Origin of the sequence: Clostridium saudiense (genome assembly GCF_000577815.1) — a bacterium.
Classification (GTDB): Bacteria; Bacillota; Clostridia; order Clostridiales; family Clostridiaceae; genus Clostridium; species Clostridium saudiense.
Map to the genome: position 1 here is coordinate 1 of NZ_CBYM010000019.1, position 14,370 is coordinate 14,370.

General features: G+C 27.4%; 9 protein-coding genes and 4 riboswitches. Of the genes, 7 read left to right on the forward strand and 2 right to left on the reverse strand.

The features are described from left to right. Positions 1-64 precede the first annotated feature (64 nt). The gene (locus tag TY07_RS10245) at positions 65-1,282 is read right to left on the reverse strand and encodes a cation:proton antiporter domain-containing protein (RefSeq protein WP_198133992.1); all 1,218 of its coding nucleotides are present in this window, start codon (positions 1,280-1,282) and stop codon (positions 65-67) included. Between the two features lie 109 nt (positions 1,283-1,391). After that, positions 1,392-1,466, reverse strand: a riboswitch (Fluoride riboswitch). A 152-nt stretch (positions 1,467-1,618) separates the two neighbouring features. Between TY07_RS10245 and TY07_RS10250 the strand changes: the two genes are divergently transcribed. The 6 genes from TY07_RS10250 to mgtE all read left to right on the forward strand — a co-directional run bounded on the left by TY07_RS10250 (position 1,619) and on the right by mgtE (position 10,593). Next, on the forward strand, positions 1,619-2,803 hold the full coding sequence (locus TY07_RS10250) for a chloride channel protein (protein WP_042399145.1): 1,185 nt from the start codon (positions 1,619-1,621) through the stop codon (positions 2,801-2,803). 49 nt (positions 2,804-2,852) lie between these two features. Next, a riboswitch (purine riboswitch) is annotated at positions 2,853-2,954 on the forward strand. A gap of 107 nt (positions 2,955-3,061) precedes the next feature. Further along, a complete protein-coding gene (locus TY07_RS10255; RefSeq protein WP_042399147.1) occupies positions 3,062-4,414 on the forward strand; it encodes a uracil-xanthine permease family protein in 1,353 nt (450 codons plus the stop codon). A 222-nt stretch (positions 4,415-4,636) separates the two neighbouring features. Continuing rightward, a complete protein-coding gene (locus tag TY07_RS10260) occupies positions 4,637-5,137 on the forward strand; it encodes a DedA family protein (RefSeq protein WP_172676143.1) in 501 nt (166 codons plus the stop codon). Between the two features lie 160 nt (positions 5,138-5,297). Further along, positions 5,298-7,715 carry a L,D-transpeptidase family protein gene (locus TY07_RS17825; protein WP_052330692.1) on the forward strand — a complete coding sequence of 806 codons (2,418 nt, stop codon included), beginning with the start codon at positions 5,298-5,300 and terminating at the stop codon, positions 7,713-7,715. Between the two features lie 255 nt (positions 7,716-7,970). Further along, positions 7,971-8,072, forward strand: a riboswitch (purine riboswitch). 85 nt (positions 8,073-8,157) lie between these two features. Beyond that, the gene (locus TY07_RS10270) at positions 8,158-8,727 is read left to right on the forward strand and encodes a xanthine phosphoribosyltransferase (protein ID WP_042399150.1); all 570 of its coding nucleotides are present in this window, start codon (positions 8,158-8,160) and stop codon (positions 8,725-8,727) included. Positions 8,728-8,818: 91 nt separating this feature from the next. Beyond that, positions 8,819-8,982, forward strand: a riboswitch (M-box (ykoK) riboswitch). Between the two features lie 267 nt (positions 8,983-9,249). Then, positions 9,250-10,593: a magnesium transporter gene (gene mgtE / locus TY07_RS10275; protein WP_042399153.1), complete on the forward strand. Its 1,344-nt coding sequence runs from the start codon at positions 9,250-9,252 to the stop codon at positions 10,591-10,593. Positions 10,594-10,657: 64 nt separating this feature from the next. On the opposite strand, the gene TY07_RS10280 is transcribed toward mgtE, so the two are convergent. Next, positions 10,658-10,960 (reverse strand): hypothetical protein, encoded by a 303-nt coding sequence (locus tag TY07_RS10280; protein WP_042399154.1) that lies wholly within the window; start codon positions 10,958-10,960, stop codon positions 10,658-10,660. Positions 10,961-11,564: 604 nt separating this feature from the next. Here TY07_RS10280 and TY07_RS10285 point away from each other — a divergent pair. After that, on the forward strand, positions 11,565-14,231 hold the full coding sequence (locus tag TY07_RS10285; RefSeq protein WP_042399157.1) for a cation-translocating P-type ATPase: 2,667 nt from the start codon (positions 11,565-11,567) through the stop codon (positions 14,229-14,231). The last annotated feature ends 139 nt before the right edge of the window (positions 14,232-14,370 follow it).

The following is a 14,370-nucleotide window of genomic DNA, read 5'->3' on the forward strand; positions in this document are numbered from 1 at the left end:
ATTGCGATTCAAATAGGATGTCCAAATGGACATCCTATTATGTTATGCTAATTTCAACACTATTTTAAAACAAAGCCTTTTGTTTTAATAGTTTAGGTGAAGTGAGATTAATTCCGATAGCACCAATAGGAGCAGTAATTAATACACTTAAGATAGCAATAGCTTGCATAACTTCACCACCTACAACACCCATTTGAAGAGGTATTCCAGCTTTGGCAGATTGAACAGTTGCTTTAGGTAAATAAGCTATAATACAAAATATTCTTTCCTTAAAAGATAAATTAGTTCCAATTAAAGAAATAGCAACACCTATAGATCTAACAGTTAGAGATATACTTAGCATTAATATTCCAATCCATAAATACTCTCCAACTAGAGAAGGGTTAATGGCCATACCAACAAAAGCAAATAAATATATCTTTCCATATTTCCATACAATATTTATTCCATCTTGAATTTTAAGAGCTAATTCATCTAAAAATGCTCTTAAAAAGAATCCGTAAATCATTATATTTAATAAAGAATTAAACAGCTTTAAGTGGAAAGTATTTTCTACCAATCTAATTAGTAAACAAACTGTAATGGCGAAAATAACTCTTAAACTATTATGATTAATTGATCTTAGTAACTTTTTTGTTAAAACGGAAAGCAATAAACCAGTTAAAATACTTATAACAATAGTAATAGGAATTGTTATAAGTTCATTTACAATAGAAATAGAACTTCCATTAACAGAAGACATATATACTCCTAAAAAGGTCGTAAATAAAGTTATTGCAACAGTATCATCAGCAGAAGCACCAACTAAAAGCATTTGGGGAATTGCTTTATCTTGTCCTATTTTTCTTTTAATTAAATCAACCATTGATGGAACTAAAACAGCTGGACTTACAGCGGCAATTATAAAACCTAAAATTGATCCTTGAACAAATGTGAATTTTAGAAATATCATGGATAAAACTGCAATTGTAAGACCCTCTAAGGTTGCAGGAATTATACTTAATAAAATAGCAGGTCTACCAATTTGTTTCATTTGAGTTAAACTTATTCCAAGACCACCTATAAATAATACAGTTATTAAGGCAAGATCCTTAATATAGGGTGATATACTTAAGGTTGATTTTGGAACTAAATCTAAAAATGATGGTCCTATAAGCATTCCAAGTAGAATCATTCCTATAAGTGATGGTAATTTTATAAACTCTACTAATTTTCCACTATAATTAGCTAATATTCCAATAAGTATTAAGCTAATTATAATTACTAAAACATTAATTAACATAAATAATCCTCCAAAAATGAAATTAAATTTTAATATTAAAACTTTATAATTACAAAATAGAAAAAATAAAGTTAAAAATTAAAAAAAGCTAATGATTTCTACAACAAAAAAAGTTGTAGAAGTCATTAGCTATAATAAGCGGTTTTGATAATTATCAAGGGAGAACTTCATTCCCTACAATTTTTGATTATATCAGAGTTGGACATGAGGCGCAATATGTGAAAGCTTTAATGTTTAGCATTATTATAATATGAATGATACTATCAGCAATTAAATAAATATATTTCTATACTTAGGGAATTTTAATAAGTATAAAATATAAATGGAGTGAATAATATGAGCAAGCTAAGTATATTAAAGCTAGCATTAGTTTCAGTAATAATTGGTGGAATTTCAGGGTTATGTATTGGAGTATTTTTGATATTGTTAGAAAAAGCTATAGATTTAAATTTAGCTTATAAATCATTAATATTTGTACTTCCTTTTTCAGGAATGTTTATGACTTATCTTTATAGCAAGTATGGTGGTAATTCACAAAAAGGAAATAACATAATAATTGAAAATATAAATGGAAGTAAAGAAAAAATTGAATTTATTATGGCACCTCTAGTTTTTCTTGGAACTATATTAACTCATCTTTTTGGTGGGTCAGTAGGAAGAGAGGGGACTGGGGTTCAAATAGGTGGAACTATAGGAAATTCATTAGCTAAAGCTTTAAAAAGTTCAGAAGAAGAGAAAAAAGTATTATTAATAAGTGGTGTAGCAGCTGGTTTTTCATCTGTTTTTGGAACTCCACTTACAGGAACTATATTTGCTTTAGAAATTGCAAATATAGGACGTTTAAGTTATAATTCAATGCTACCAGCTATAGTTTCAGCCTTAGTGGGAAATTCTGTTGTGAAGTTTTTAGGCGTTAAACATAGTCACTATAAAATACCAGCACAAGAAGCTGTTGATATAATTAATGTTTTAAAGGTAATTGCATTAGCAATTTGTTTTGGATTAATTAGTAGATTATTTGTTTATATGACACATTGGTTTAATGAAAAACTAATAAAGTATTGTAAAAATAAATATTTAAAAATATTTGTTGGTGGTACTTTAATGGTAATAGCTACGTTGTTTTTAAGAAATAATTTATATAACAATTTAAGCTTAGGATTATTAAATGATGCTTTTTATGGAAAAGTGCCCATTTTAGCATTTATTATTAAGCTTATATTAACGGCATTGTGCTTGGGAGCTGGATATCAAGGTGGAGAAGTTACTCCTTTATTTGTTATAGGAGCAACACTTGGAGCAACTTTATCACACATACTTGGTTTGCCATTTGCATTTTGTGCAGCTTTAGGGCTTGTTGGAGTATTTTCAGGAGCAACTAATGCACCAATAGCATGCTTTATGATGTATTTAGAACTTTTTAGAGCAAATAACATTGTATTTGCAATGTTGGTATGTATAATATCATTTTTTATTTCTGGACATAAAGGAATTTATAAAGCACAGTTATGGAATGAGTAAAATACAAACAATGTTTGTGTTGACCGTAAGTAACATTCGTATTATAATGAATTTATATAGTAAATAATCTCGTATATAATCGGTAATATGGTCCGAAAGTTTCTACCTGCTAACCTTAAATTAGCAGACTACGAGGAGTTGCATATGATGAATAGAATTTTATTTTTTTAAGCAGCACCTCAAATTTAATTTGAGTGTTGCTTATTTTTTTATAATTTAAGTCTGTAAATTACTCCATGAAAGAAAGGAAGAAAACAAATGATTAAAGAACAAAGTCCTATAGGGGATATTAAACTAGCTTATGGTGTAGATGATAATCCTAGTTTATCTAAAAAATTTATATTTGGAATTCAGCATATATTCGCGGCATTTGGAGGAATAATAGTTGTTCCATTAGTAATAGCAAGTGCATTAGGATTTGATGCTAAGACTACGACAACATTAATAAGTGCAACGATATTAGCATCTGGATTAGCAACAATAGTACAAGCTAGGGGAATTGGAAAGGTTGGATCTAGAGTAGCTTGTATAATGGGAACTGACTTTACTTTTGTATCACCATCTATTTCTGTTGGTTCAGTTTTAGGGTTACCAGGAATAATAGGTGCAACTATTTTAGGGGCATTTTTAGAAATAATTTTAAGCTTTTTTATAAAGCCATTAATGAAATTGTTCCCTCCACTAGTAACAGGAACAGTTGTATGTTTAATAGGATTAACTTTATTACCAGTTGCAATAGATTGGGCTGCTGGTGGATCAGGTTCTGCTGATTATGGAAATTTAAAAAATGTAGGAATATCAGGAATTGTATTAGTAATAACTCTTATATTAAATAGATATGGAAAAGGTATAGTAAGTAGTGCTTCTATACTTATAGGAATGATTATTGGATATATAATTTGTATTCCATTAGGAATGGTTGATTTTAATGCAGTTAAAGAAGCAAGTTGGATTTCTATTCCTAAGATATTTGAATATGGTGTTAAGTTTGATTTTAAGGCAGTAATAGCATTTTTACCAGCATACTTTGTTACAACTATTGAAACAGTTGGATGCTTAAAGGCTGTTGGTGAAAGTTCTAATATAGATATGAAAGAAGAACAAGTTGGTGCTGGAGTATTAGCAGATGGTGTAGGAAGTATTATTGGTGGAATAGTAGGTTCTTTCCCAAATACATCATTTAGTCAAAATGTTGGAGTTATATCGTTAACAAAGGTTGCAAGTAAGCATGTAGCTGTTATGGCAGGTATAATATTAGTTGCACTTGGATTCTTACCTAAGATTGCTGCATTAATAACTCAAATTCCACAACCAGTTTTAGGTGGAGTTGGTATAGTTATGTTTGGTACTGTAGCAGCTGCAGGAATTAAGACATTAAGCAAAGTAAAGCTTACAGAACGTAATTTATTAATAATTGCAACTTCTTTTGGATTAGGATTAGGAGTTACATTTAGACCTGATTTTATAGGACAATTACCAGAAGGAATAAAAATGGTATTCTCATCAGGAATTTCTATTGGAACTATAGTAGCTTTAGTATTAAATATAGTTTTAAAAGAAGATAAGATTAATGATGAAATTGAAGAAGAAAATAATATCGTAACTGCATAAAAGTATTAAAATTATAGATTCTCTGTAGAATAAAAGTTAAAGTTTTTTATTCTACAGGGAATTATTTTATTTTAAAAGAATTATTATATAAATGAATATAGTATAAATTTAATGGAAAAGATAAGGTTCAAAGAGATTTTTTAGAATATAAATTAAAAATTTTTTAGTAAACTTTACTAAAATTTTTTGTTCTGTATAATTATATAGAAGGGATAGGGAAAAATGATTAATATTAATGATATATTATCATATATGGATAAATATGGTTACTTATTTTTGGCTGGAATAGTTTTTTTAGAATATTTAAATTTACCAGGATTACCAGCAGGGATTATAATGCCAGCAGCTGGAATACTTATAAAATCAAGAGGACTAAATTTTCCATTTACACTTATTACATCAGTGATAGCAGGACTACTTGGAAGTTGGTGCTTATATGCAATAGGTTATTATTGTGGAAATCCCATTATAGATAAGATTGAAAATAAATTTCCTAAAATGAAAAAGCCTATTGATAAAACATTTAAATATATAGAAAAGTATGGAGATTTAGGTATATTTTTATCTAGACTTATTCCTGTAGCTAGAACACTAATATCTATAGTTGTAGGTACATTTAAAGTAAATTTTTTTAAGTTTTCATTATATTCAACAATAGGAATTACAATATGGAATTTTGCATTTATTTATGCAGGTTATGCTTTTAGTCATTTATTTTTTTAGAGCTAAATAAGTTTAAATTAAAATATTGATACCAATTAATTAACAAATGTGTTAAAATTGTAATAAATTAACAAAAGAATAATATTATTATGAAAGGTGAAAAAATAAAAAATGGGGATAATGCATTAATAAATTTGGTGCTAAAAGTATGGGAGGCAGTATGAACTTTAGGATATTAAATGGGGATATCGATTTTTCAAGCAAATTTGTTAAATTAAATGAGATAAGAGAAAGGTTTCTTCAAGAAGCATTTAAGTCAGTTGATACATTTAAAAATGAATGTATAAATAGATTTAATGATTTAGATCAGTTGAAGAAAGATGGAGAAACTTTTGGGTATAATTATTTAAGTAATTATATCAAAATAGCAGTAAATATTATAAAAGAATTTGAAATAAGCGATATAGATAATGATACCTTTTTTAAGGAATATTATTTCAATAAGTACTGCACTTGGGGAAAGACTTTAGATGAAATTAAAAATAAACATGATGAAGATAGCAATGAGAATTTAATATTATCTAAATTAAATATTAATTCAGATTTAATAAAAACACCTTTCGAAATAAAGGAAAAGGATATAGAAACAGATAATAAAAATGATAGATGCACAATTCCAAAAAAAATATTAGACAAGCTTATAAACTCAATGATAGAAAGTATATTTAATATTAATTTTGCAATTATTGATTTTTTAAATGATAATAATGTTGATTCTGTAGATAAGTATAGTGAAACAGAAGATATAAAAAAATCCAATGAGTTAATAAAAGCTTTGCTAAAAGATGAGATTCCTAAAGATGAAGAAACTAACACCATAGAAGAAATAATAAAACTTAATCCATATAATGAAAATATATATAAGGCATTACTATATAAATATGGTGATGAAGAAAATCAAATAGAACATTTGGGAGAATTTTTAGGATATAATAATATCCATGAATATAAGCATAAATTATTAGATGAATATTATGCAACATTAAGTATAGATACAAATGAAGATATAATTAAAGCAAAAGAAAGTATTAAGAACTTTGCAAATAAGATGAATATTAATGATTATGAAAAGTATATAAATGAGATAGACAAAATTTTAGAAGATAATAATACTTTCAATAAAGATATAGAAAGTAAAGAGATAGAAAATAACCCTAAAATGGCAACGGTTGAATTAGATAAAGAAATAAAAACACCAAAAAGTAAAGTTAAAAAGAATAGCGATAAGGGATTAATTATTGCTGCAAGTATTTTAGCATGTATTTTAGGAGTTTACTTATTAATGGCATTATATTTTAATAGTCATTTCTTCTTTAGAACATCAATTAATAGCGTAAGTATTTCAGGAAAAAGTAATAAATCAGCTCAAGAATTAATGGCAAATAAGGCAAATGAATATGTACTTACTTTAGAAGAAAGAAATGATAAAACAGAAACAATAAGTGGAGAAGCTATTAATTTAAAATATGATTTTACTGAAGCTATTAATAATATTTTAGATGAACAAAATCCATTTTTATGGATAGCATCAATATTCCAACATAAGAATTATGATGTGTCTGAAGGAGTTTCTTATGATGAAAGTTTATTAAATCAAGCTATTGGAAATTTAGAAGCTCTTAATGAAAGTAATGTAACAAATCCTGTTAATGCTAGTCTTAATTATGCAAATGGAGAGTATGAAATAGTAAAAGAAGATATTGGTAATAAAGTTAAGATTGATGAATTAAATTCAAAGATATTTAATAATATTCAAAATGTAAATTCTATATTGAATTTAGATGATGAAGGTTGTTATGAAAATCCAACTTATACTTCTAAATCAAAAGCTGTTACTAAAGCGAAAAAGACTGCTGACAAGTATGTAAATGCTAAAGTAACACTTAATATTAATGAAAGTTCAGAAGTTATTGATGGAAGTATGATTAATCAATGGATCATAATTGATGATGATTTTAATGTATCTTTAAATGAAGATAGTATTAGAGAGTATGTAAATCAATTAGGGGACAAGTATGATAATATAGGTAGCACAAGAACATTTACTAGATGGTCAGGAGAAACAATAAAAATAAGTACAACACCAGGAATTTATTATTTAGATAGAGATACAGCTATAGCTGATATTACTTCTGCTATAGAAGGTGGTGGTACAGATACAAAGGAATTAACATTTAAAACACCAAAAGCAACTGATGAATATGTTCTTAATACATTTGTTGAAGTAGATTTAACAAATCAAACAGTAATATATTATAAAAATGGTGAAGTTATTACTCAAGGAGATGTAGTAACTGGTAATGTTAGTCAGGGCCATTCAACACCTGCTGGTGTATATAAATTAGATTGGAAGGCTAAAGATTATGTACTAAGAGGAGATGGATATGCTTCACCAGTAAGTTTTTGGATGCCGTTTAATGGAGGAATAGGACTTCATGATGCAAGTTGGAGAAGTAGCTTTGGAGGATCAATATATAAGACAAATGGTTCTCATGGATGTGTAAATATGCCATATAGCGTTGCTAAAGCTATTTATGAAAATATAGAAGATTATACAACAATTATTTGTAGATATTAAAATAAATAGACCTTATCAAATTAAGATGTGATTAAGAATTACATAAATAATTTGATAAGGTCTTTTAGATAAAATTCTATGTTTTTAATTTAGAAATTAAATTTGTGAAAAGTATTAAATTATAGTTTTTTTAGGTGAAGTTAAAAAATAATATATTTTTAGAGTTAAAAGGAATAGTATAACTCTTTTAGAAACATTGATGAATACAAATTAAAAATATATTTACAAAATTAATGTTCGTGGTATAATACGAATAAGTGAATTTATTAAAATACTCGTATAAAATCGGTAATTTGGTCCGAAAGTTTCTACCTACTGACCGTAAAACAGTAGACTACGAGGTGTTGTTATTATATTTGAATTATATGTATAGAGAATGTACAACACTTCTAAATATTTAGAGGTGTTATTTTTTTTAAGTAAGTTTAGGAGAGGGAATGCAATGGAAATTTTAAAAGAGCGTATATTACAAGATGGAAGAGCATTAAGTGAGACCGTATTAAAGGTTGATTCATTTTTAAATCATGGTGTTGATGCAAGATTAATGTATGAAATAGGTACATATTTTAAAGAATACTATAAGAATCATGGAATTACAAAGATATTTACTATTGAAAGTTCAGGTATTGCACCAACTGTAATGACAGCTATGCAAATGGAGCTTCCAATGGTTACATTAAAAAAGCAAAGTTCTAAAATATTAAATGGTGAAGTATATCAAACTACTGTACATTCATTTACAAAAGGGACAGATTATGAATTAACTTTATCAAAAAATTACATATCAAAGGATGATAATGTATTAATAATAGATGATTTCCTAGCTAACGGGGAAGCAGCTTTAGGAGCAGCAAGATTAGTAGAAGAAGCTGGTGCTAAAGTTGGAGGAATTGGTATTGTAATAGAAAAATCATTCCAACCAGGAAGAGCAATCTTAGATGAAAAAGGATATGATGTGTATTCTTTAGCTAGAATTGGTAAATTAGGAAAAGGTATAATTGAATTTATATAAGATAATTAATATTCTATAAATTTTTCAATAAACATTTTAAAAAATTGACAAATTGAAATTATAAGAATACTATATAAGTATAATGAAAGTTAATAAAGATTGTTAGGTGAGGCTCCTATAAAGAAAAATGCTGCTGCCCAGAAAAATCCAGAGATTCCAATGGGTCAACAGAAATCATCGCGAAGGTGATTTTTAATGTAGCTGACTGAAGAATATGTCTACGCTTTATAGTGCTAAAGCTCTACAAATTGAGAAGTAAGTGAGTAGCAGGCTTTTTGTTGTAGAGACAAAAAGTCTTTTTTATTTGTATTTTTAGGAGGTGGTATTAAATGGACCCTTATCTGAGTGAAAATTTAATTATTGAAAAAACTAAATATAAGATACATTGGAATATAGTCATTTATACCACAATCTTATATAGTTCTAATGATATGTAGCTAATAATCTGAATTGGATATATATCATTAAAATTATAAGTAAAGATGGCTTTTTTCCTATGTATAAAAACTAGGAGGAAATGCTATGAAATTAAATATGAATAAAGATGAGTTAAGAAAATTTTTATTACATGCTCCACAAGCAAGTATTATTAAATATGTGGAAAGCATACACCCGGTAGATATTTTAGATGTTTTACGAGATTATCCAGAGGATAAAGAGGATATTTTATACAGATTACCAGAAGGTTTAATTGCAGATATAATTGATGAAGCTGATGATGAAGAGAAGTATTCAATTTTAATGGAGTTCTCAGAAAATAAACAAAAAAATATTGTAGAGGAAATGTCATCTGATGAATTAACGGATTTATTAGGTATGTTAGATGAAGAAAAAGCTAACAAAATATTAGAAAAGATGACAGATGAAGATGCAAGAAAAGTACGTCAATTATTAAGTTATGATCCAGATACTGCAGCAGGTATCATGGCAACAGAATTTGTAGCACTTAAAGAAAATATGACAGTAGAAGAAACATTGAAATATTTACAAAAATATGGTGAAGAAAATGAAAATATTTATGATTTATATGTAGTAGATAATTTTGATAAGCTTAAAGGTGTAATATCATTAAAGGAGTTAGTTACTAAAAACTTTAATACTAGAATATCCGATGTCATTCATACAAAGATAGAAGGAATACCTTATAATACAGATCAAGAAGAAGTAGGTCATAGATTTGAAAAGTATGGTTATTTAACTATGCCTGTAGTTGATAATTCAAATAGATTACTTGGAGTAGTAACATTTGATGATGTTATGCAAATTTTAAGAGATGAAACTACAGAAGATATACATCGTTTAGGTGGTGTTGACGAAGGTGAAAAGGTTGATGGATCATTAAAAGATTCAGTAAAGAGCAGATTACCTTGGCTAATTGTAAATTTAGTAACTGCAATTTTAGCTGCAGCAGTAGTTGGAATGTTTGAAGGAACAATCCAAGCAGTTGTATCTTTAGCTACATTCATGCCAATAGTTACAGGAATGGGCGGAAATGCAGGAACTCAAACACTTACTATCATAGTTAGAGGATTAGCTTTAGGAGAACTTAATTTTAAGAATATGAAAAAGGTATTCTTTAAAGAAATTGGAGTAGGGGTAGTAACTGGAGTAGTTATTGGATTCATAATTGGTGTATTAGGATATATTTGGGAAGGAAACTTCATGTTTGGAATAATTATATCAGTAGCAATGCTTTTAAATATGATAGTAGCGACTATTACTGGATATTTAGTACCAGTTGTTTTAAAGAAATTTAAAGTAGATCCAGCACTAGCATCATCAATATTTGTTACAACATTTACTGATGTTTTAGGATTCTTCTTCTTCCTAGGATTAGCAACATTATTAATTCAATATCTTATGTAATTAAAAATAAATGGACCCTTCTGAAGCAGTAAAAGCAACAGAAGGGTCAGTTTATTAGAAATTATTATTGGATAAAGCTAGCTATTTTATTATATCGTTCTGAATCTTCATTTAAATTAATTTCATTTTTTACATTTATAAATCTTTCCACAAGGCAGCAAGCAGCATTTCTATCTGCTGTATGAAGAGTTCCATTAATTTCTACTAATGGACGATTATATTTATCGAAACCTTTTAAGGAAACTGAAAAACCATTATTTTTTAGGTATTTTAAAACCTTTCCTAAAAATTCATCTGTATCTGTTGTAGTTCTATCATTGATGTAAACATCGAAACAATCTTTATTGTGTTTATAAATACCTTCCATATTAAATCCCTCACTTAAAAATTTTTAATACACCCTAAATACCATAAATAAATGTATTTATACATATATATTCTATAAAGAATTTAAAATTCCTTTAAACGTTTACAAAAATAAAATTAAAACTTAAAACTATTTTGAGATAAAAAGAAAAAACAGAGGCACTAGCAGACTACCTCTGTTTTAAACCTATTTTTGCCTGGTAGGTTTATGAATTAATTGTACCATAAAAATACAATATATTAAATATAATATATTCATAATTATGCAAAAAGAATATTTTTATGAATATTCACAAATAAATATTTATAAATAGATATAAACTAGTCATAAAATATATAAAAATATTATGTGGGAATTGTTGACAATAAATGATAAGAGGTATATAATAACTCATATAGAAATTAAATAACCTGTTAAAGGGGAGTAGTATAAAATATAACATCAACAATCGCGGCATAGGCCTGGTGTTATATACCAATTTGGTTACGAGACTTTTAATATAATCCTTAAGTAAAGAATAACTTAAGTTGAGGATTATATTAAGAGTCTCTTTTTTTATTTATAAAAAAGAGAGATATATTATATAAATAAGGGAGGATGTACAATGTCAAAATATTTTTCAATTGAAACAGAAGAAATATTAGAAAAATTCAATGTTTCAAAAGATGGACTAAATGAAAAGCAGGTAGATGAAAATATAAGTAAGTATGGATTGAATGAGTTAAATCAAAAGAAAAAGAAGAGTGTATTACAGGTATTTATAAGTCAATTTAAAGATTTATTAATATTCATTTTAATTGCTGCAGGAATTATTTCTATGTTAAGTAATAATGTTGAAAGTACTATTGTAATCTTTGCTGTAATTATATTAAATGCAGTATTAGGAACAGTTCAACACTTTAAAGCTGAGCAGTCATTAGATTCACTAAAAGCATTATCAGCACCATCAGCAAAGGTTATAAGAAATGGAAGTAAGATTGAGATTCACTCAAAAAATGTAGTGCCAGGTGATATTTTAGTTTTAGAAGCTGGAGATTTAATTACAGCAGATGGAAGAGTAATTGAAAGTTATTCGCTTCAAGTAAATGAAAGTTCACTTACTGGTGAATCATTAAGTGTAGATAAAATTACAGAGAAAATTGATAAAGAAGAAGTAGCATTAGGTGATCAAAAGAATATGGTGTTTTCGGGATCATTAGTAACTTATGGTAGAGCCTTAGTACTTGTTACAAATACAGGAATGAAAACTGAAATAGGTAAAATAGCAACTCTTATGGATGAAACTCAAGAAAAGAAAACTCCACTTCAAGTTACCTTAGATGATTTTAGTAAAAAACTTGCAATAATAATATTAGCTATTTGTGCAATTGTATTTGGGTTATCACTATATAGAAAAATGCCAGTACTTGATTCTTTGATGTTTGCAGTAGCACTTGCAGTTGCAGCAATTCCAGAGGCATTAAGTTCTATTGTAACTATAGTTTTAGCATTAGGAACTCAAAAGATGGCAAAAGAAAATGCAATAATTAAAAAAATTAGAGCGGTTGAAGGATTAGGGTCTGTTTCGATTATTTGTTCAGATAAAACCGGAACATTAACTCAAAATAAGATGACTGTAAGAAAAGTTTATGTAGATAAAAAATTAATTAATGGTTCAGAAATTTCCTTAGATAATAAGGTTCAAGAATATCTAATTAAGAATTCAATTTTATGTAATGATTCAACCTCAAGAGAAGGAAAAGAAATAGGAGACCCAACAGAAGTTGCATTAGTTAATTTAGGGCATGATATTGAAATTGATGAATTGAACTTAAGAAATGAGTATAATAGATTAGCTGAAATTCCATTTGATTCTGATAGAAAGCTTATGAGTACACTTCATAAGATAGATGGTAAAAATATTATGTTTACAAAAGGGGCTCTTGATGTAATTTTAGATAGAGTTAAATATATTATGACATCAGATGGGGTTAGGGAATTAACATTAGAAGATAAAAATGAAATTTTAGATGTAAATAGAAGTTTGTCTGAAAGTGGATTAAGAGTTCTTTCTTTCGCTTATAGACAATTAGATGAAGTCAGAGAATTAACATTAGAAGATGAATATGATTATACTTTTTTAGGATTAATTTCAATGATTGATCCACCAAGAGAAGAAAGTAAACAAGCTGTTGCTGATTGTATTACAGCTGGTATTAAGCCAATTATGATTACTGGTGATCATAAGATAACAGCATCTGCTATTGCTAAAGAAATTGGCATATTAAGAGATGGAGATAGGGCAATCGAAGGATTAGAAATAGATAAAATGTCAGATGAAGAATTGAGAGAAAATGTTGAACATATATCTGTTTATGCAAGAGTATCTCCAGAGCATAAAATTAGAATAGTAAAGGCTTGGCAAGATAAGGGGCAAATTGTTGCTATGACAGGTGATGGTGTTAATGATGCACCAGCTTTAAAGCAAGCTGATATAGGAATTGCAATGGGAATAACAGGTACAGAAGTATCTAAAGATGCTGCATCTGTAATATTAACAGATGATAATTTTGCAACAATAGTTAAATCAGTTTCAAATGGTAGAGGTATATATAATAATATAAAGAATTCTATTAAATTCTTATTATCAGGTAATACTTCTGGAATAATTGCAGTTTTATATTCTTCAATAATGGCTTTACCAATGCCTTTTGCAGCTGTTCATTTACTATTTATAAATCTTTTAACAGATAGTTTACCTGCGATATCAATTGGTATGGAAAAATCAAATAGAGATTTATTAAAGGATAAACCAAGAGGGAAAAATGAATCTATATTAAATAAGGATTTCTTATTAGGAATTGGATTTGAGGGATTATTAATTGCGATATTTACAATGGTTGCTTTTTATATAGGAAATCCAAAGGAAACTCCATTAACAGCTTCAACTATGGCATTTGCAACATTGTGTTTAGCAAGATTATTTCATGGATTTAACTGTAGAGGTAAAGGTTCAATATTTAAATTAGGTGTATTCTCTAATAAATATGTGTGGTATGCATTTGGAGTAGGGTTAGTATTATTAAATGCTGTACTATTTGTACCTTTCCTTCAAAATTTATTTGAAGTTGAAAATTTAGCGTTTAATCAATATGTATCAATTTATGTACTTGCATTTATTCCAACTTTAATAATTCAGTTGAAAAAAGTAATTTTTGAATTTATAGAAAATAAAAAAAGTAAAAATAATGCAAATATAAATAGATCTGGTGAGTTAAAAGATATAGCTTAGATCATATTAATTGAAAAGGTAGGTGATTTCCTACCTTTTTTTATATATTAAACCTTAAAAAGACTAATAGATTTCAAATAAAAATCAAGAAGTCCTTAAATTTACAAAAAAAGTTGACTAAATTACTAGGATAAGCATA

What these genes read in the sequence shown, in the direction of transcription:
- TY07_RS10245 (WP_198133992.1), bottom strand. Translation starts at nt 1,282, where the DNA reads ATGTTAATTAATGTTTTAGTAATTATAATTAGCTTAATACTTATTGGA.
- TY07_RS10250 (WP_042399145.1), top strand. Translation starts at nt 1,619, where the DNA reads ATGAGCAAGCTAAGTATATTAAAGCTAGCATTAGTTTCAGTAATAATT.
- TY07_RS10255 (WP_042399147.1), top strand. Translation starts at nt 3,062, where the DNA reads ATGATTAAAGAACAAAGTCCTATAGGGGATATTAAACTAGCTTATGGT.
- TY07_RS10260 (WP_172676143.1), top strand. Translation starts at nt 4,637, where the DNA reads ATGATTAATATTAATGATATATTATCATATATGGATAAATATGGTTAC.
- TY07_RS17825 (WP_052330692.1), top strand. Translation starts at nt 5,298, where the DNA reads ATGAACTTTAGGATATTAAATGGGGATATCGATTTTTCAAGCAAATTT.
- TY07_RS10270 (WP_042399150.1), top strand. Translation starts at nt 8,158, where the DNA reads ATGGAAATTTTAAAAGAGCGTATATTACAAGATGGAAGAGCATTAAGT.
- mgtE (WP_042399153.1), top strand. Translation starts at nt 9,250, where the DNA reads ATGAAATTAAATATGAATAAAGATGAGTTAAGAAAATTTTTATTACAT.
- TY07_RS10280 (WP_042399154.1), bottom strand. Translation starts at nt 10,960, where the DNA reads ATGGAAGGTATTTATAAACACAATAAAGATTGTTTCGATGTTTACATC.
- TY07_RS10285 (WP_042399157.1), top strand. Translation starts at nt 11,565, where the DNA reads ATGTCAAAATATTTTTCAATTGAAACAGAAGAAATATTAGAAAAATTC.